Consider the following 18,285-nt stretch of genomic DNA (forward strand, 5'->3'; position numbering starts at 1 on the left):
GCCGGCGGTAACCGGCGGGGAGCGACCGGGTCGGTCGCGAAAGGGGCGCGCCGGCTCAACCGGGCGGTGGTGTTGCGAGGGCCGTCATGTTCTACCTTGCAGGGCCTCCGGGCCGCATCGCGGCGCCGCGGCCCGCATGCCGGACCGCCCTGCCAACAAACCTGCCATCCACGAAACGCTCCGGCGCCGGCAGTCAGCGCCGGGGCGGCCGGCAACCTGCCGGCCCACCCCGGAAGGGGACTTACATGTTCTCGATCAGCACTTCACCGAAGCCCGAGCACGACACCTGCGTCGCACCTTCCATCAGGCGCGCGAAGTCGTACGTGACGCGCTTCTGCAGGATCGACTTCTCCATCGCGGCAATGATCGTGTCGGCTGCTTCCGTCCAGCCGAGGTGGCGCAGCATCATTTCCGCCGACAGGATCTCGGAACCCGGGTTCACGTAATCCTTGCCCGCGTACTTCGGTGCCGTGCCGTGCGTCGCCTCGAACATCGCGACCGAATCCGACAGGTTCGCACCCGGTGCGATCCCGATGCCGCCGACCTGCGCGGCCAGCGCGTCGGAGATGTAGTCGCCGTTCAGGTTCAGCGTGGCGATCACGTCGTATTCGGCCGGACGCAGCAGGATCTGCTGCAGGAACGCATCGGCGATCGAATCCTTGATGACGATCTCGTTGCCCGTCTTCGGATTCTTCACGCGCATCCACGGGCCGCCGTCGATCAGCTCGCCGCCGAATTCCTTCTGGGCCAGCGCGTAGCCGGCGTCACGGAACAGGCCTTCCGTGAACTTCATGATGTTGCCCTTGTGCACCAGCGTGACCGACTTGCGATCGTTGTCGATCGCGTACTGGATCGCCTTGCGCACGAGACGCTCGGTGCCTTCGGTCGACACGGGCTTGACGCCGATCCCCGAGGTTTCCGGGAAGCGGATCTTCTTCACGCCCATCTCGTCCTGCAGGAACTTGATGACCTTCTTCGCCTGCTCGGAGCCCGCGGCCCATTCGATGCCCGCGTAGATGTCTTCCGAGTTCTCGCGGAAGATCACCATGTCGATCTTTTGCGGCTCGCGCACCGGCGACGGCACGCCCTTGAAGTACTGCACCGGGCGCAGACACACGTACAGGTCGAGTTCCTGGCGCAGCGCGACGTTCAGCGAACGGATGCCGCCGCCGACCGGGGTCGTGAGCGGCCCCTTGATCGACACCACGTATTCCTTGAGCACCTGCAGCGTTTCGTCCGGGAGCCACACGTCCGGGCCGTACACCTTCGTCGCCTTCTCGCCCGCGAAGATCTCCATCCAGTGGATCTTGCGCTTGCCCTTGTAGGCATGCGCGACCGCCGCGTCGACAACCTTGATCATGACCGGCGTGATATCGAAGCCCGTACCGTCGCCTTCGATATAGGGAATGATCGGCTGATCGGAAACGTTGAGCGAGAAGTCCTTGTTGACGGTGATCTTGTCACCGCCTTCCGGAACCTTGATGTGCTGATACGGCATGATCGACTCCAGTGACGTGGCTGAGCAGGTGATGCTGGTCGAAGCTGCGCGCGCGGCGGGGGCGCGGCATGGCCACCCCGTGACGGCAACAGCGAGCCGCTATTCTAGCGCCCCAACCGGGCACTTCGGCATGAACCGCGGCACTGCGTATCAAGACCCCACTTATGTCTTATATAAGACAGAGGACTTGGCGTTCCGTATTATGCATTAAGATTCCGCCATTTGCCATAGACCGCCCGCCCCGCCTCCCGCGGCGCGCCGGGCGGACGACCCGCCATGACCCTGATCGCCCTCAACAAGCCGTTCGGCACGATTTGCCAGTTTTCCGCGCACGAGACGCGCCCGTCGCTCGGCGACTGGGTAAAAACGCCCGGCGTCTACGCGGCCGGCCGGCTCGACGCGGACAGCGAGGGGTTGCTGCTGCTCACCGACGACGGCGCGCTGCAGGCGCGCATCGCCGAGCCGCGCCACAAGCTCGTGAAGCGCTACTGGGCACAGGTCGAGGGCGCGCCGGGCGCCGCCGACCTGAAGGCGCTCGCGCGCGGCGTCGACCTCGGCGACTACGTGACGCGGCCATGCCGCGCCGAATTCATCGAACCGCCCGACGCGCTGTGGCCGCGCAACCCGCCGATCCGCTACCGCGCCGCGATCCCGACGACGTGGATCGAACTCGCGATCACCGAAGGCAAGAACCGGCAGGTGCGCCGGATGACGGCGGCCGTCGGCTTCCCGACGTTGCGCCTGGTACGCGTCGGCATCGGCGCACTGGATATATTCGCGCTCGACATTGCACCGGGAGAAACAATCGCGCTGCCGCCGCGCGCGCCGTGGGACGGTTTCGCGCCCGCCGGGTGACGAATTCGGGACGGGCGAATTTTTCGTCATCTTTTTCGTCAACCGCCCGCGAAGATCGCGCGTTAAACCACGCAGATGCCAACCTTAGCTATCCGGCATTGGCAGCCGAGCCGTGTTTGCGTCACGAAAGCGACGTTTTTATCGAATACGATTCGGCGCCCGCAGCGCAATGAGAAATTTCTCGAAGCGTCTGTCAACCGAAAGGTGGATGGCACCGTTAGACGACATGACTCCTATTGCCGGGTCATTTGGTTAATTAACTAAAGCTGAGGAACACAACATGAACAAACTGATCGCCGCTCTGGTCGCTGGCCTCTTCGCAACGGCTGCATTCGCACAAGCATCGGCTCCGGAAGCTGCTCCGGCTGCTGCTGAAGCTGCTTCGGCACCGGCTAAGCACGCTGCCAAGAAGCACCACGCAGCCAAGAAGCACCACAAGGCATCGAAGAAGGCTGCAGCAAGCGACGCAGCAGCACCGGCAGCTGCTTCGAACTAAGTAAGCTTGCTGTAATAACGCAGTCAAGAACACGCAGTCTTGCCGTTCTTACGGCGTTGAAAGGCAGATCACCGCAAGGCGATCTGCCTTTTTCTTTTTTGTGCCCGTCTGCGCGCATCGCGTACCATGCGGGTCTTGTTTTCCAGATAGGAGCCTTGCTGTGCAATTCTCCCTGCGCTCGTCGCTCGGCCGCCTTGCGCGCGCCGCCGTGTTTCCCGCCGCGCTCGCCGTCCTCGCGCTCGGCATGCAGGCCGCCAGCGCGCAAGTGCCGCCCGGCGCCAAGCAGCCGAGCGAATTCCCGCGCGTGAAGCTGCGCGCCGGCATGTACGTGATCGACGCGGCCGTCGCCGCGAACGACCCCGACCGCGAACAGGGGCTGATGTATCGTTCGCAGCTCGCGCCGAACGAAGGCATGCTGTTCGTGTTCAACGAGAACGCGGTGCACTGCTTCTGGATGAAGAACACGCTGATCCCGCTGTCGATCGCGTTCATCCGCGCGGACGGCACGATCACCGACATCGACGAGATGAAGGCCGAGACGACCGACAACCACTGCCCGCGCAACAACGGCGTCTATGCCCTCGAAATGAGCAAGGGCTGGTTCGCGGCGAAGGGCATCAAGCCCGGCATGAAACTCGAAGGGCTGCCGCAAGCCCAGTAACGGATATCGCCGCGCCGCCGACCCGACCCGCGTCACGTCGCGCCGCGTACCGACCGAAGCCGGCCGCCCGTTGCGCGCCGGCTTTTTTTCGCCTGCCGCCGGCGGCGCCCGCCTTGATTCGGCAAACACTGCCCGCATCTGCAAAAGCCACGGACAAGCGCTATCCTTTAAATCTCGCTAGTCCAGCCCGGGCCGGCCCAGCCGGCCCGCTTACGATCCGAACCTAAGGAGGTTCACGTGCCCCGCAAAACCCCCATCGAGCGCTATCGCAATATCGGGATCAGTGCTCACATCGATGCCGGCAAGACCACGACGACCGAGCGCATCCTGTTTTACACCGGCGTGAGCCACAAGATCGGTGAAGTGCACGACGGCGCGGCCACGATGGACTGGATGGAGCAGGAGCAGGAACGCGGCATCACGATCACGTCGGCCGCGACCACGGCCTTCTGGAAGGGCATGGCCGGCAACTATCCGGAGCACCGGATCAACATCATCGACACGCCCGGGCACGTCGACTTCACGATTGAAGTCGAGCGCTCGATGCGCGTGCTCGACGGCGCGTGCATGGTCTACGACTCGGTCGGCGGCGTGCAGCCGCAGTCCGAAACCGTCTGGCGCCAGGCCAACAAGTACAAGGTGCCGCGCATCGCGTTCGTCAACAAGATGGACCGCATCGGCGCCGATTTCTTCCGCGTGCAGCGGCAGATCGGCGAGCGCCTGAAAGGCGTCGCCGTGCCGATCCAGATTCCGATCGGCGCGGAGGATCATTTCCAGGGCGTCGTCGACCTCGTGAAGATGAAGGCGATCGTGTGGGACGACGAAAGCCAGGGCGTGAAGTTCACGTACGAGGACATCCCCGCGAACCTCGTCGAGCTCGCGCACGAATGGCGCGAGAAGATGGTCGAGGCCGCGGCCGAAGCCAGCGAGGAACTGCTCGAGAAGTATCTGCACGACCATGAATCGCTGACCGAGGACGAGATCAAGGCCGCGCTGCGCAAGCGCACGATCGCGAACGAGATCGTGCCGATGCTGTGCGGCAGCGCGTTCAAGAACAAGGGCGTGCAGGCGATGCTCGACGCGGTGATCGACTACCTGCCGTCGCCCGTCGACGTGCCCGCGATCCTCGGCCACGACTTCCACGATCCGGAAAAGCCGGCGGAACGTCATCCGAGCGACGACGAGCCGTTCTCGTCGCTCGCGTTCAAGATCATGACCGACCCGTTCGTCGGCCAGCTGATCTTCTTCCGTGTGTATTCGGGCGTCGTCGAATCCGGCGACACGGTGCTGAACGCGACCAAGGACAAGAAGGAACGGCTCGGCCGGATCCTGCAGATGCACGCGAACGAGCGCAAGGAAATCAAGGAAGTGCGCGCCGGCGACATCGCGGCGGCTGTCGGCCTGAAGGAAGCGACCACGGGCGACACGCTGTGCGACCCGGCGAAGCCGATCATCCTCGAGAAGATGGAATTCCCGGAACCGGTGATCTCGCAGGCCGTCGAGCCGAAGACGAAGGCGGACCAGGAAAAGATGGGCCTCGCACTGAACCGTCTCGCGCAGGAAGATCCGTCGTTCCGCGTGCAGACCGACGAAGAGTCCGGCCAGACGATCATTTCGGGGATGGGCGAGCTTCACCTCGAAATCCTGGTCGACCGGATGAAGCGTGAATTCGGCGTCGAAGCGACGGTCGGCAAGCCGCAGGTCGCGTATCGCGAGACGGTGCGCACGACGGCGTCCGACGTCGAGGGCAAGTTCGTCAAGCAGTCGGGTGGCCGCGGTCAGTACGGCCATGCGGTGATCACGCTCGAGCCGAACCCCGGCAAGGGCTACGAGTTCCTCGACGAGATCAAGGGCGGCGTGATTCCGCGTGAATTCATCCCGGCCGTCGACAAGGGCATCACCGAAACGCTGAAGAGCGGCGTGCTCGCGGGCTACCCGGTCGTCGACGTGAAGGTGCACCTGACGTTCGGCTCGTACCACGACGTCGACTCGAACGAAAACGCGTTCCGGATGGCCGGTTCGATGGCGTTCAAGGAAGCGATGCGCCGTGCGAAGCCGGTGCTGCTCGAGCCGATGATGGCGGTCGAGGTCGAGACGCCCGAGGAATTCATGGGCAACGTGATGGGCGACCTGTCGAGCCGTCGCGGCATCGTGCAGGGGATGGAAGACATCGCGGGCGGCGGCGGCAAGCTCGTGCGCGCCGAGGTGCCGCTCGCGGAGATGTTCGGCTATTCGACGTCGCTGCGTTCGGCCACGCAGGGCCGCGCAACCTACACGATGGAGTTCAAGCAGTACGCGGAAACGCCGGCCAACGTATCGGAAGGCGTGATCAGCGCGAAAGTGAAGTAAACGCGGCGCGATCTCGCGCTGTCGCACGCAGCAAGGCCCGTCCGGAACCGGACGGGCTTTTTTCATGCGTGCACGCCGTGCGCGCGGCTTTTTTGATCGGCACGGCCGGTATTTTTTTCGCGTGCCACAATGCAGCGCGATTCGTCAGATGGAACCATCCCGATGCCGCCCACCCCTGCCCTGCGCCGCCTGCTGATCCTCTATGCCGGCCTGATCGCCGCAAACGCCGCCGTCTGGCTGTGGGCGCTCGCCGTGTTGCGCGATCATCCGCTGCTGCTCGGCACCGCGGCGATCGCTTACGGGCTCGGGCTGCGTCACGCGGTCGACGCCGATCACATCGCCGCGATCGACGTTGCGACGCGCAAGCTGATGCAGGACGGCCAGCGACCGGTGAGCGTCGGGCTGTTCTTCTCGCTCGGCCATTCGACGATCGTGATCGCCGCGACGCTCGGCATCGCGCTGACGGCATTCGCGCTGCGCGACCGGTTCGATGCGTTCCGCGAGATCGGCGGCACGATCGGCACGGCGGTGTCGGCCACCTTCCTGCTCGTGCTCGCGTGCGTGAACCTGGCGATCCTGCGCGACGTGTGGCGGCGCTATCGCGGCACGCACGGGCATGGGCACGCGCACGATGCGGCGCATGTGCACCGCCCGGCCGGGCTCGTGTCCCGGCTGCTGCGTCCGCTGTTCCGGTTCGTGTCGAAGAGCTGGCACATGTATCCGGTCGGCGTGCTGTTCGGGCTCGGTTTCGATACTGCAACCGAAATCGGCCTGCTCGCGATCGCGGCCGCACAGGCGAGCCAGGGGCTGCCGGTCTATACGGTCATGCTGTTTCCCGCGCTTTTCACCGCCGGCATGACGCTGATCGACTCGACCGATAACGTGCTGATGATTCACGCGTACGGCTGGGCGATGGACGATCCGCAGCGCAAGCTGCTCTACAACGCGAGCATCACGTTCGTGTCGGCGGCCGTCGCGCTGGCGATCGGCGGGATCGAGGCAGCCGGCCTGCTGGCCGACAAGCTGTCGCTGACGGGCCCCCTGCGCGACGCGCTCGATGCGGTCGGCGAGCGCTTCGGCTCGATCGGCTACGGCATCGTCGCCCTGTTCCTCGTCTGCTGGATCGCATCGATCCTGTTCCACCGCTGGCAGCGCGCGGCCGATGCGCCCGCGCGCTGAACTTAGCTCAGACGTTTCATTCCGGAAACAAAACTCCTACCAAAGACGTTGCATGCGCCGTCGCGCGCTGCGCGCGCCTTGTGCCGCGGGCTCAAGCGGCCGATGGCACGGATCTGGCAGATAGGGCTTCGCACGGCGGGCCCGCATGCCGCTCCGCGATCGAGGCTGGCGTCCAGCGCCGGCCCGAAGGCGATCGGCTGCCGACAGGACTACGAACCTTTACCGGCCCCCTGCACTACACGTAGATTGCCGCGCGGCGACGAGGCATCGCGCGCATGGGGAGGCCATGATGCTCAAGACGAAACGACCGTTCCGCACGACGGGACGGTGCCATCGCGCAACCTTGTTCGCCGCAGCCGCGTTCGCGTGCTGCTGCTCGTATGCCGTCGCACAGGACGCGACACCGGACTCCGCGCCCGATGCCGTTGCCGGCGCGGACACCATCATGATGCTGGTCGACGACGCTTCGCCGTGCGCAGCGAATCCGGCTGCGTGCTCGGTGCACGTCTTCGCCGGTGGGCACGCCGGCGGGAACGGCGCAGGTGCGACCGGCAATGGCAGCGGCAGCAGCCCCGGTAGCGGAAATGGCAGTGGCGGCGGCAGCGGCAACAACGGGAACGGTACCGTCGGACCTGCCGGCGTCGGCGGAACGACGAGCGGAACAGCCGGCGGCACGAGCGGTTCGGGTGGCTCGGGCCGCAGTGGCAACGCGTCTGGTAACGGTGGTTCGGGAGGGTCTTCCGGGGGTGGTTCTTCCGGTGGTGGTTCTTCCGGTGGTGGTTCTTCCGGTGGTGGCTCTTCCGGTGGTGGTTCTTCCGGTGGTGGTTCTTCCGGTGGTGGTTCTTCCGGTGGTGGTTCTTCCGGTGGTGGTTCTTCCGGCGGCGGTTCTTCCGGTGGTGGCTCTTCCGGTGGTGGCTCTTCCGGTGGTGGTTCTTCCGGCGGTGGTTCTTCCGGTGGTGGCTCTTCCGGTGGTGGCTCTTCCGGTGGCGGTTCTTCCGGTGGTGGTTCTTCCGGTGGTGGTTCTTCCGGTGGTGGCTCGTCCGGTGGTGGCTCTTCCGGTGGTGGCTCTTCCGGTGGTGGCTCTTCCGGTGGCGGTTCTTCCGGCGGTGGTTCTTCCGGTGGTGGTTCTTCCGGCGGTGGTTCTTCCGGCGGTGGTTCTTCCGGCGGTGGTTCTTCCGGCGGTGGTTCTTCCGGCGGCGGCGGTCACGGCAACGGTGGCGGCCATGGCGACGGCGGTGGTCACGGCGATGGGGGCGGCCACGGTGACAGCGGTGGCCATGGCAGCGGTGACGGCGGCGGTCACGGTAACGGCGGTGGCCATGGCAACGGCGATGGTGGTGGTCACGGCAATGGTGGCGGCCATGGCAACGGCGATGGCGGCGGTCACGGTGACGGCGGTGGCCATGGCAGCGGCGATGGCGGCGGTCACGGTAACGGCGGTGGCCATGGCAGCGGCGACGGCGGCGGTCACGGTAACGGCGGTGGTCACGGCAGCGGCGACGGCGGCGGCCACGGTAACGGCGGTGGCCATGGCAGCGGCGATGGCGGCGGTCACGGTAACGGCGGTGGCCATGGCAGCGGCGACGGCGGCGGTCACGGTAACGGCGGTGGTCACGGCAGCGGCGACGGCGGCGGCCACGGTGACGGCGGTGGCCATGGCAACGGCGATGGCGGCGGTCACGGTAACGGCGGTGGCCATGGCAGCGGCGACGGCGGCGGTCACGGCGACGGCGGCCATGGCGACGGTGGCAACGGCAATGGAAACGGCAGCGGCGGCGCCGGCAATGGCGGGGCCAACGGTGTCGGCAATGGCCATGGCAGCGGGAACGGCCATGGCGGCGGTCACGGCAACGGCGGATCCTCCGGAGGCAACCACTGACCTGCCGCGTTGCCCGGCCGGGCGTCGTCAGAGCATCTCGAGCGCGCGCTTGCTGCGTGGCGGACGGAAGTACGCGTCAAGCTGCGCGCGCTCGTCGTCGCTGAACATGAAATCGAGCGCGGCCCGGTTGTCGCGCACGTGTTCGATGCGCGACGCCTTCGGGATCGCGAAAACCCCCGGCTGCGCGAGCACCCACGCAAGCGCGACGCGCATCACCGACACCCCGTGCTGCCGTGCGATCTCGTCGAGCGGCGAGCGCTTCGGCAGCCGTCCATGATCGACCGGGCTGTAGGCCATCGCCGGCATCCCGTGCCCGGCAAGCCATGGCAGCAGGTCGAATTCCGGGCCGCGCCGCGCGATGTTGTAGAGGATCTGGTTGGTCGCGCACGCGCCGCCACCGGCTTCATCGACGAGCTCGGCCATGTCGGCCGTATCGAAGTTGCTGACACCCCAGTGACGGATCTTGCCCGCGCGCTGCAGCGCTTCGAAGCCTTCGACCGTTTCATCGAGCGGCACCGAGCCGCGCCAGTGCAGCAGATACAGGTCGAGGCGATCGGTACGCAGGCGCTTGAGGCTCGCATCGCACGCGGCAACGACGCCGCGCCGGCTCGCATGGTGCGGATAGACCTTGCTGACGAGGAACACTTCGTCGCGCAGGCCCGCGAGCGCCTCGCCGACCAGTTCCTCGGTCGCGCCGTCGCCGTACATCTCGGCCGTATCGACCAGCGTCATTCCGAGCGCGACGCCTTCGCGCAGCGCGGCGATCTCGTCCGCGCGCCGGGCCGGCTGCTCGCCCATCTCCCACGTGCCCAGGCCAAGCTTCGGAATCGTCTCGCCGTCCGGCAGGACGACCGTGGCGATCGTGTCTGTCATGCGTTCCTCGTTGCGGATTCGTGGCCGCGCACCGCGACCCAGGCATGGAATACGACGCATCAGTGTAGTCAATCGGCGCGCGATTCACCTATTGCACGGCAAAAACCGGCTATAACGGCGCCACGCGATGACTTAGAATGGCCGCACCCTGATCGATACCCACTCCATGAAGGCATCCACGGACGACCGCTGGCAGGACCTGCGCCCCGACCCCGACAACGACACGCCGCTCTACCTGCAGCTCGCCCGCAAGCTCGGCGACGCGATCCACGACAACCGCTGGACAGCCGGTGAGGCATTGCCCTCCGAGCGCGTGCTGTCCGATGCACTGGGCGTATCGCGCATCACCGCGCGCAAGGCGATCGCGCTGCTCGTCGAGCAAGGCCTGATTCGCCGCACGCAGGGCGCCGGCAACTTCATCCAGCCGCGCTACGAGGATCCGCTGTCGCGGCTGTCGAGCTTCAGCGAAATGCTCGAACGGCGCGGCTTCAAGCCGAGCTCGCAATGGATCGCACGCGAGATCCAGCCGGCGAACCGCGACGAAGTGATCCAGCTCGGGCTGTCGCCGGCCGCATCGGTCACGCGCCTGAAGCGCCTGCGCCTCGCCGACGGCATCGTGATGGCCGTCGAGAATTCGACGTTTCCCGCGACGCTGATCCCCGATCCGCAGGCAATCGGCGGGTCGCTGTACAGCTATCTCGAAGCGCGCGGCACGCCGATCGTGCGCGCGCTGCAGCATTTCCGCGCGGTCAACGCGACCGACGAGATCGCCGAGCAGATGGGCATCGCACCGCACGACGCGCTGCTGCTGATCACACGAATCGGCTATACGTCGGACCAGCGCGCGATCGAACTGACCGATACCTACTGCCGCAACGACTACTACGACTTCGTCGTCGAACTGCGCAAGTAACGCCGGCCGCGCCGCCGGCGCTTACAGCCAGCACGCATCGTCGGTGCCGAACGGCACGGACGGGCGCGCAAGCGACGGCGGTGTCACCGATAACCGCTCGGCGGGCCGCACCGCGTCGAGCATGCCGAACGGCGACGCGATGCGCTCGATCCGGTCGCATACATCGGTGCGCGCGAAATCGGGTGCCCGCAGGCCGTCCGGCACGATGCCGAACGACTGCAGCCAGCGGCCCGTCTGCGCGAGCGACAGTCGCACGTGCCAGCTTCCCCCTTCGCGTGCCCGGCGCGCGAGCGCGATCATCGCGCCGAACGCCGCGAGATAACCCGTTGCATGATCGAGCGCCTGGCACGGCAGGTGGCGCGGCGCGTTCGCGTGCGCGGCCTGCTGTTCCTGCCACGCGATCCCGCTCGCCGACTGCACGAGACTGTCGAAGCCGCGCCGCTGCGCCCACGGCCCCGCATGCCCGTACGCGGAGATCGACACGCACACGATGCCGGGCCGCCGCGCCGCCAGCGCGAGCGGCCCGAAGCCGCGCGCCGCGAGCGCACCGGGCCGGTACGACTGCAGGAACACATCCGCATCACGAGCGAGCGCGTGCAGCGTATCGATGCCCGCGTCGTCGCGCAGGTCGATCCACGTCGAACGCTTGCCGCGCCCGTTGTCGATCACGAGCGGCGCGATGTTCGGCAGGTGCGGGCCGTTGACGAGCAGTGTCTGCGCGCCGTGCGACGCCAGCGTGCGGCCCGCGACCGGCCCCGCGATGATCCGCGTGAGATCGAGCACGCGCAGACCGGCAAGCGGCTGGCCGGCGTCGCCCCCGCCGATCGGCTCGACGGGCGCATCGCCGATCCGCTCGATCTCGAACAGCGGCAGCGCGGCGATCGCACGCGCCTGCTCGTGCGCCGCCCACTCGTCAGGCATTCTGATCAATGCGGCGCACAGCCCGGCCTCGGCCAGCGCGGTGTCGAGTGCTGCGCCGTCCCGCGTGCGGATCGCCGCGGCGACGTCGTCCCGCTGCGCGCCGCAGCCGAGCACACCGAGAATCCCCTGCAGGTGATGCGGGAAGTTTGCGTGCAACTGAATCCAGCGTCCGTCGCGCGTCTCGTAGAAGCCCGTCACCGGATGACGCAACTCCGGCGGCGGGCCGTCGTCCACGCGCAGATAGCGTTCGCTGCGGAACGCGACGAGCGCGTCGCGCACCGACACGTCGACGGTTTGCGCAACGCCCGTGCGAAGCCGATGGCATTCGGCCGCCGCGAGCCCGGCTGCCGCGATCGTCGCCGCGGCCAGCGTGCCGACCCGGAAGGTCGACGGCAGCGTCGGGTCCTGCCCCGTCACGGTCGCGCGTGCCAGCGCGTCGGGGTCGCCGTGTGCGAGCCGCCACAGATGCGTCAACGCGAATTCGGGTGTCATGGCGGGACGGGCCGTGGGGGAGACAGGATCGAGTCTAGAATTCGCGACCGTCGCGAGCAATCCTGATTGTGCGAATCGGCACCTCGCACACGGTCGCAGCACGGATGTATCGCCTGCTCCCCGGCAGGCGCAGCCGGCCCGACATCCCCAATGCACGGCAAGTCTGCCTGCATCCTCGGTGCCGGCGTGCCCCTCCATGCGCACGTGAACCGCGCCCCGCTGCGCTCGCTGCCGTGCGGCACGGCCAGGCTCCGTCGCTACCGTGCGAACGAAATGCGGCAGCTCGCACGCCGCCGTGCCGCAGCGAAACGCTCGGGATACGTCGGCGAGCATTCGCTCGACCGGCCCATCCCGCCGCCGGGCTCGCCGACCACGCGGATCGCCGATGACTGCACGGCCGGCCGGATCGCGCATGCGCCCGAGCAATACGAGGACGCCAGCGCCGGGGGCTACGTCGGCAGCGATGCGGGCGCGTGACGCCGGCCGTCGCGCCATGCGACGAGCGGCCGCCACCACGCCTGCGCGGCGCGCACGGCGGGCGCGTCGAGCGGACCAAACGCGAACGTCGCGCCGTGCGCCCCCGCGCTGACCCAGACGCGCATGCCGGGCGTGAGCGTCAGCGAATCGCCGGCGCCGAGCCAGTGATCGTCGATCCGGCCCTCGATCGTCACCCAGACCTCGCCGTCGGCCACCTCCAGCGCGGTGCGATCGACGATCCGCCACCGACCGGCCGGCTCGTCGCCTTCGATCACGTAAAGTCGCAGTTCGCGCATGGCAGCCTCCTGGTCGCACGGGTCCGATGGCACCAGTATTTCGGACAGCGGCGGCACACGGACAGATACGGCGACGAACACTTTCGGCTGAACTGTACCGGTCGCTCGACGAGGACAGGCGCCCGCCGGCCGGACTTCGCACCGCCGTTGCGCCGAACCTGCACGGCGCGACGGCTTTCCCTACAATGTCGGCTGTCCCGCACCACCGCCCCGCCCCCATGTTCCAGCGCCCGCCTGCCGCCGCTCCCGGCGAAAAGAACCTCACCGTGATGCTCTGGCTCGTCGCAACGGGCTTCTTCATGCAGACGCTCGACTCGACGATCGTCAACACGGCGCTGCCGTCGATGGCCGCGAGCCTCGGCGAGTCGCCGCTGCGCATGCAATCGGTCGTGATCGCGTACTCCCTGACGATGGCGGTAATGATCCCCGTGTCGGGCTGGCTCGCCGATACCTTCGGCACGCGGCGCGTGTTCTTCAGCGCGATCCTGGTGTTCTCGCTCGGCTCGCTGCTGTGCGCGAACGCGCATACGCTGCAGCAACTCGTCGCGTTCCGCGTCGTACAGGGGGTCGGCGGCGCGATGCTGCTGCCGGTCGGGCGACTCGCGGTGCTGCGCACGTTCCCGGCCGAACGCTACCTGTCCGCGCTGTCGTTCGTCGCGATTCCCGGCCTGATCGGCCCGCTGATCGGGCCGACGCTCGGCGGCTGGCTCGTGAAGATCGCGTCGTGGCACTGGATCTTCCTGATCAACGTGCCGGTCGGCGTCGCGGGCTGCATCGCGACCTTCTATTCGATGCCCGATTCGCGCAACCCGGCCGTCGGCCGCTTCGACCTGAAGGGCTATCTGCTGCTGACGATCGGCATGGTCGCGATCTCGCTGTCGCTCGATGGCCTCGCCGATCTCGGCATGCAGCACGCGGCCGTGCTCGTGCTGCTGATCCTGAGCCTCGCGTGTTTCGTCGCATACGGCCTGTACGCGGTGCGCGCGCCGCAGCCGATCTTCTCGCTCGAGCTGTTCCGGATCCACACGTTCAGCGTCGGGCTGCTCGGCAACCTGTTCGCGCGGATCGGCAGCGGCGCGATGCCGTACCTGATCCCGCTGCTGCTGCAGGTGAGCCTCGGCTACTCGGCGTTCGAGGCCGGGCTGATGATGCTGCCGGTGGCGGCGGCCGGGATGTTCTCGAAGCGGATCATCACGCGCCTGATCACGCGCTACGGCTATCGCAAGGTGCTGCTCGTGAACACGATCATGGTCGGCGTGATGATGGCGAGCTTCGCGCTGATGCGCGACACGGTGCCGGTCTGGGTGAAGGTCGTGCATCTCGCGCTGTTCGGCGGCTTCAACTCGATGCAGTTCACCGCGATGAACACGCTGACGCTCAAGGATCTCGGCACGGGCGGCGCGAGCAGCGGCAACAGCCTGTTCTCGCTCGTGCAGATGCTGTCGATGAGCCTCGGCGTCACGGTCGCGGGGGCGCTGCTCGCGACGTTCACCGGCATGCTGCGCACCGTGACGCCGAGCAACACGCTGCCGGCATTCCATGCGACCTTCATCTGCGTCGGGATCATCACGGCCGCTTCCGCATGGATCTTCGCGCAGCTCGCGCCCGAGATCCGCAGCACCGCGCGCAAGACCGACCCGTCCGAACGCGCGTGACGCGCGGCGCGCGCCGAACCGGGTCGGCGCGCACCATTGCGGTGCAGCGCGGGCCGTTCGATGCGCCGGCGATGACCGGCGGCCCGGCCGCGACGCGCCGCCGCACGGGGTACGATGCCGTGCATGCTTCTTGCTCGCCTATTCTCTAGGTAAACTGGCAGTCTTCCTTCGGCCGACATCATGAGCATGATCGAAATCGATCCCCCCGGCTTTCAGCCGCCCCGCCCCATCGCCGGCGACGACGGGAACCGGCGCACCGTGCTGTACGGCGGCTACACCGTGTTCAGCGTGTTCCAGCCCGTTTTCTCGGTGTCGCACCGCCGCGCGATCGGCTATCACGCGTCGCTGCGTGCGCACGACGAGGACAGCCGCCAGGTGGCGTCGCACGAAGTGTTCACGCAGGCGGCGCGGCGCGGCGACCTGCTCGAGCTCGGCCGGCTCGCCGAATCGCTGCATCTCGGCAACTTCCACGCGTTCGACAGTCATGACGAATGGCTCTTCCTGAGCCTGCATCCGGCCGCGCTGATGGACACCGTCTACAGCGACGCCCTGCTCGCGAACCTGAAGGCGCTCGGGCTGCCGCCGCATCGCGTGGTGCTCGAAGTGCCCGAGCAGGCCGGCGGCGAAACGCCGCGTTACGCGGCGATCGTCGACGGGCTGCGCAAGGCCGGCTTCCTGATCGCGCTGGTCGGGTTCGGCGCGAAGCATTCGAACATCGACCGCGTGTGGCACCTGCATCCCGACATCGTCACGCTCGATCGCGGCATCCTCGCGCAGGCAAGCGAGCACTCGCATCTCGAACGCGTGCTGCCGGGGCTCGTGTCGCTGCTGCACGAATCCGGCCAGCTCGTGCTGATGGGCGGGCTCGCGACCGAGCGAGACGCGCTGATCGCGCTCGAGTGCGACGTCGATTTCGTGCAGGGCCAGTATTTCGCGGGGCCGAGCGTCGAACCGGTGCAGCCGCAGGCCGCCGCGGGCTGCATGGATACGCTGTCGGCCGCATTGCGGCTGCGCGTCGCGCAACGCGAGCGCACGCAGGCGGAACGGCTCGCGCCGTACGTCGCGGCGCTCGAGGAAGCGAGCCGGAAGCTCGGCGCGGGCGAGCCGCTCACCGACGCGGCGGCCGTCGTACTCGGGCTGCCCGAGACCGCCCGGTGTTTCCTGCTCGACGCATCGGGGCGCCAGATCGGCGACAACGTGCTCGCGCGCGGCAGCGTATCGCAGCGTGCCAAGCGCTTCCGGCCGCTGCTGCACTCGGAAGGCGCGAGCTGGGAACGGCGCCCGTACTTCATCGACGCGATGCGCGCGCCGGGCCACGTGCACCTGACGTCCCCCTACCTGTCCATCAACGAGGCGCACCTGTGCGTGACCGCGTCGATCGCCGCGCCGGTCGCGACCGGCATGCAGGTGCTGTGCGTCGACATCAACTGGGAAGCGGCACTCAACCGCGAATGAGCGCGCCGCCGCGCCGCGCTCACGCGGCGGCGGCCTTGCGCGCGATCAGCCGGTGCACGCGCTTGCCGGACGATGCGCTGACGACCTCGTGCTCGTCGATCACCTGCGTGCCCGCGCCGAGCGCCGCCCGCATCCGCGCCGCATCGAGCGGTGTGTAAAGGCGGCCGCGCTCGTCGCGCAACGCGCCGTTGCCGGCCACCCGCCAGCTCATGTACAACGTGCCGCCCGGCATCAGGAGCTCGGCCAGCCGCGCGGCCGCCGCCGCCGCGTCCGCCTGTTCGAGATGCATCACGACCGTTTCGCACAGCACGTTGCGAAACGCGCCGGACGGCACGCCGGCCAGCGCCGGCAGTGCAGCCAGCTCGAAGGTGAGGTCCGGATGGCAGCGCCGCGCCTCGTCGAGCAGTGCGGCGCTCGCGTCGTAGCCGCGCACGTCGAAGCCGCGCGACGCGAGCCAGGCCGTATCGCGCCCGGCTCCGCAGCCGACGTCCGCGGTCGGCCCCGGTGAGAAATACTGCTCCAGCAGCGCGTACATGTCGTCTGGCGCGGCCTGGTCGAGCCAGTCCTGCGCGTATTGCGCGGCGTGGGCGTCGTAGGCATCGAGAGTCGGGCGATCCACCATGGTGACAGCTCCGCATAAGCGTCGTATGACGCACCGCGCATCTTGGCCGCGGCACCTGTCGTGCGGCCCCCCACGCCCCGCGCGTCGGCTTGCGCGGCCCCTACGCGGCCCGCACGTCGCCCGCGCGCACTGCCTGCGCGGTCAACTCGGCCCACAGTGCGTCGCCGCGCCAGGCCGGGCGCGCCGCCGCACGTTCCGCGTCATGCACGAGCGCGCACAGTCGCGCATTGACGGGCGCCTGCGCGCCGAAGCGCGCGGCCAGCCATACGACCTCGCCGTTGATCCACTCGACTTCCGTCGCACGCTGCGCCGCGAGATCGTCGGACATCGACGAACGCGCGAGCGGGTCGATCGCGAGCATCCGGCCGCCGAGCACGCGGAACGCGAAATCGGGCAAGTCGAGCACGGCCGGGATCCACGCGGCCGGCAACGGCGTCAACCGCGCAGGCCGGATCGCGGCCCGCGTCAGGCAGTGCAGCGCTTCGCGCTGCGCGAGCGCGACGCAGCGCCGGTACGCACGTTGCGCGAGTTCGTCGCGCAGCGGCAGGTTCGCGAGCGCATTGACCGCGTTGTTCAGGTTGAGCAGCAGCTTCGCCCACTGCACGGCTCGCATGTCGCGATGCAGCGCGAGCGGCAGCCCGGCGCGCGCGAATGCGTCGGCAAACGGCTGCAGCACCGGAGACGCGTCGGCCGCAAGCGCGCCGGCCGAGCCCTGGTGAAACGCGCCGGGCGCGCGCTCGATCACGTTGAACGGCACCATGCCGGCCAGCACGGTTGCTTGCGGCAGCGCCTCGCGCAGCACGTCGGCATTGTGCAGGCCGTTCTGGAAGCTGATCACGACCGTGCCGGGCCGCAGCACGCCGGCCAGCTGCGCCGCGGCCTCACGCGTCGCGGCCGATTTCACCGCCACGAGCACGAGCCGCGCCGCCGCAGCAGCCGCCGGATCGGTCGTGAACACGACATCGGCCGGGGCGAGCGTCGCGCGATAGCCGCGCCGGTCGGTCAGCGTCAGCCCGTGCCGACGAATCGCATCGCCGATCCGTGCGCGGCCGACGAGCGTCACCTTCGCGCCGGCCGTCGCGAGCCGGCCGCCGAGATAGCAGCCGACGGCGCCCGCGCCGAGTACGCAGACCGGTGCGTCAGACATGCGAATGCGCGCCGCCGTGCACGGGGCCGGCCCGCCGCTCGACTTCGCGGCGCACTTCGCCGCGCAGTCCCGCGAAGAACGCGACCTCGGCGACGACGAACAGCGGCCCGACCACCAGGCCGACCAGATCGTCGACGAAGGCGGGCTTGCGCCCTTCGAACCAGTGCCCGACGAACTGGACGATCCAGCCGACGACGAACGCGCCGATGCCGGTCGCGAGCCATTGCGCGGTCGGCAGCAACGCGAGCGCCTGCGCGCCCCACAGGCCCAGCGCGAACAGCGCGGTCATCACGATCCCGAACCGCAGGTCGAGACGCAGGTAGAACACCGCGAACGCGACGGCGAGCAGCAGCGCCGGCGACAGCGCGACGCCGGCCAGCGTCCCGAGCGCCGGCCGCGACAGCAGCACCTCGACTGCGAATACGATCATCGGGATCCCGACCAGATGCGTCGCGATGTTGCGCGCGTCGCGGTGGTAGGCCGCATACTGGGAAAGATGGTCTTCGAGCGTCTTCAT

The 18,285-nt window shown here is 68.1% G+C and carries 17 protein-coding genes; 10 read left to right on the forward strand and 7 right to left on the reverse strand.

The annotated features are described in order from the left end of the window. Window positions 1-241 precede the first annotated feature (241 nt). Window positions 242-1,498 (reverse strand): NADP-dependent isocitrate dehydrogenase, encoded by a 1,257-nt coding sequence (gene icd, locus DPV79_RS12140; RefSeq protein WP_006478026.1) that lies wholly within the window; start codon window positions 1,496-1,498, stop codon window positions 242-244. Between the two features lie 276 nt (window positions 1,499-1,774). Here icd and DPV79_RS12150 point away from each other — a divergent pair, with 276 nt between their 5' ends. The 6 genes from DPV79_RS12150 (at window position 1,775) to DPV79_RS42610 (ending at window position 8,917) form a co-directional block, all read left to right on the forward strand. After that, complete coding sequence (locus DPV79_RS12150) at window positions 1,775-2,353, forward strand: pseudouridine synthase (RefSeq protein WP_113045526.1); 579 nt, start codon at window positions 1,775-1,777, stop codon at window positions 2,351-2,353. 280 nt (window positions 2,354-2,633) lie between these two features. Beyond that, window positions 2,634-2,849, forward strand: coding sequence for a hypothetical protein (locus DPV79_RS12155; RefSeq protein ID WP_011352970.1), 216 nt, complete (start codon window positions 2,634-2,636; stop codon window positions 2,847-2,849). A gap of 160 nt (window positions 2,850-3,009) precedes the next feature. After that, complete coding sequence (locus DPV79_RS12160) at window positions 3,010-3,510, forward strand: DUF192 domain-containing protein (protein WP_027786657.1); 501 nt, start codon at window positions 3,010-3,012, stop codon at window positions 3,508-3,510. Between the two features lie 237 nt (window positions 3,511-3,747). Then, the gene (fusA, locus tag DPV79_RS12165) at window positions 3,748-5,859 is read left to right on the forward strand and encodes an elongation factor G (protein WP_027786656.1); all 2,112 of its coding nucleotides are present in this window, start codon (window positions 3,748-3,750) and stop codon (window positions 5,857-5,859) included. Window positions 5,860-6,021: 162 nt separating this feature from the next. Beyond that, the gene (locus tag DPV79_RS12170; protein ID WP_175829563.1) at window positions 6,022-7,038 is read left to right on the forward strand and encodes a HoxN/HupN/NixA family nickel/cobalt transporter; all 1,017 of its coding nucleotides are present in this window, start codon (window positions 6,022-6,024) and stop codon (window positions 7,036-7,038) included. A 289-nt stretch (window positions 7,039-7,327) separates the two neighbouring features. Further along, a complete protein-coding gene (locus DPV79_RS42610; RefSeq protein ID WP_113045574.1) occupies window positions 7,328-8,917 on the forward strand; it encodes a hypothetical protein in 1,590 nt (529 codons plus the stop codon). Window positions 8,918-8,944: 27 nt separating this feature from the next. On the opposite strand, the gene DPV79_RS12180 is transcribed toward DPV79_RS42610, so the two are convergent. Continuing rightward, a complete protein-coding gene (locus DPV79_RS12180) occupies window positions 8,945-9,790 on the reverse strand; it encodes an aldo/keto reductase (RefSeq protein ID WP_113045527.1) in 846 nt (281 codons plus the stop codon). Window positions 9,791-9,956: 166 nt separating this feature from the next. Here DPV79_RS12180 and DPV79_RS12185 point away from each other — a divergent pair, with 166 nt between their 5' ends. Then, on the forward strand, window positions 9,957-10,703 hold the full coding sequence (locus tag DPV79_RS12185) for a GntR family transcriptional regulator (RefSeq protein WP_021156386.1): 747 nt from the start codon (window positions 9,957-9,959) through the stop codon (window positions 10,701-10,703). 21 nt (window positions 10,704-10,724) lie between these two features. Here the strand turns inward: DPV79_RS12185 and DPV79_RS12190 are convergent, their stop codons facing one another. Then, on the reverse strand, window positions 10,725-12,116 hold the full coding sequence (locus DPV79_RS12190) for a CoA transferase (RefSeq protein ID WP_113045528.1): 1,392 nt from the start codon (window positions 12,114-12,116) through the stop codon (window positions 10,725-10,727). Window positions 12,117-12,266: 150 nt separating this feature from the next. On the opposite strand from DPV79_RS12190, the gene DPV79_RS12195 reads away from it, so the two are divergent. Beyond that, entirely contained in the window at window positions 12,267-12,593 is a 327-nt protein-coding gene (locus tag DPV79_RS12195) for a hypothetical protein (RefSeq protein ID WP_113045529.1), read from the forward strand. Here the strand turns inward: DPV79_RS12195 and DPV79_RS12200 are convergent. After that, complete coding sequence (locus DPV79_RS12200; RefSeq protein ID WP_021156384.1) at window positions 12,566-12,889, reverse strand: DUF2917 domain-containing protein; 324 nt, start codon at window positions 12,887-12,889, stop codon at window positions 12,566-12,568. The two genes, DPV79_RS12195 and DPV79_RS12200, sit on opposite strands and share 28 nt — an antisense overlap. Before the next feature lie 218 nt (window positions 12,890-13,107). On the opposite strand from DPV79_RS12200, the gene mdtD reads away from it, so the two are divergent. Further along, complete coding sequence (gene mdtD, locus DPV79_RS12210) at window positions 13,108-14,544, forward strand: multidrug transporter subunit MdtD (RefSeq protein ID WP_059623909.1); 1,437 nt, start codon at window positions 13,108-13,110, stop codon at window positions 14,542-14,544. Window positions 14,545-14,724: 180 nt separating this feature from the next. Beyond that, window positions 14,725-15,999 (forward strand): EAL domain-containing protein, encoded by a 1,275-nt coding sequence (locus DPV79_RS12215; RefSeq protein WP_021156380.1) that lies wholly within the window; start codon window positions 14,725-14,727, stop codon window positions 15,997-15,999. A 19-nt stretch (window positions 16,000-16,018) separates the two neighbouring features. On the opposite strand, the gene DPV79_RS12220 is transcribed toward DPV79_RS12215, so the two are convergent. The 3 genes from DPV79_RS12220 to DPV79_RS12230 all read right to left on the reverse strand — a co-directional run bounded on the left by DPV79_RS12220 (window position 16,019) and on the right by DPV79_RS12230 (window position 18,285). Continuing rightward, entirely contained in the window at window positions 16,019-16,621 is a 603-nt protein-coding gene (locus DPV79_RS12220; protein ID WP_021156379.1) for a methyltransferase domain-containing protein, read from the reverse strand. A 100-nt stretch (window positions 16,622-16,721) separates the two neighbouring features. Next, window positions 16,722-17,768 (reverse strand): 2-dehydropantoate 2-reductase, encoded by a 1,047-nt coding sequence (locus DPV79_RS12225; protein ID WP_113045530.1) that lies wholly within the window; start codon window positions 17,766-17,768, stop codon window positions 16,722-16,724. Then, on the reverse strand, window positions 17,761-18,285 hold the full coding sequence (locus DPV79_RS12230) for an Mpo1 family 2-hydroxy fatty acid dioxygenase (protein WP_113045531.1): 525 nt from the start codon (window positions 18,283-18,285) through the stop codon (window positions 17,761-17,763). The genes DPV79_RS12225 and DPV79_RS12230 overlap by 8 nt, the downstream gene beginning before the upstream one ends.

The organism is Burkholderia reimsis, from assembly GCF_003294055.1.
Lineage (GTDB): Bacteria > Pseudomonadota > Gammaproteobacteria > Burkholderiales > Burkholderiaceae > Burkholderia > Burkholderia cepacia.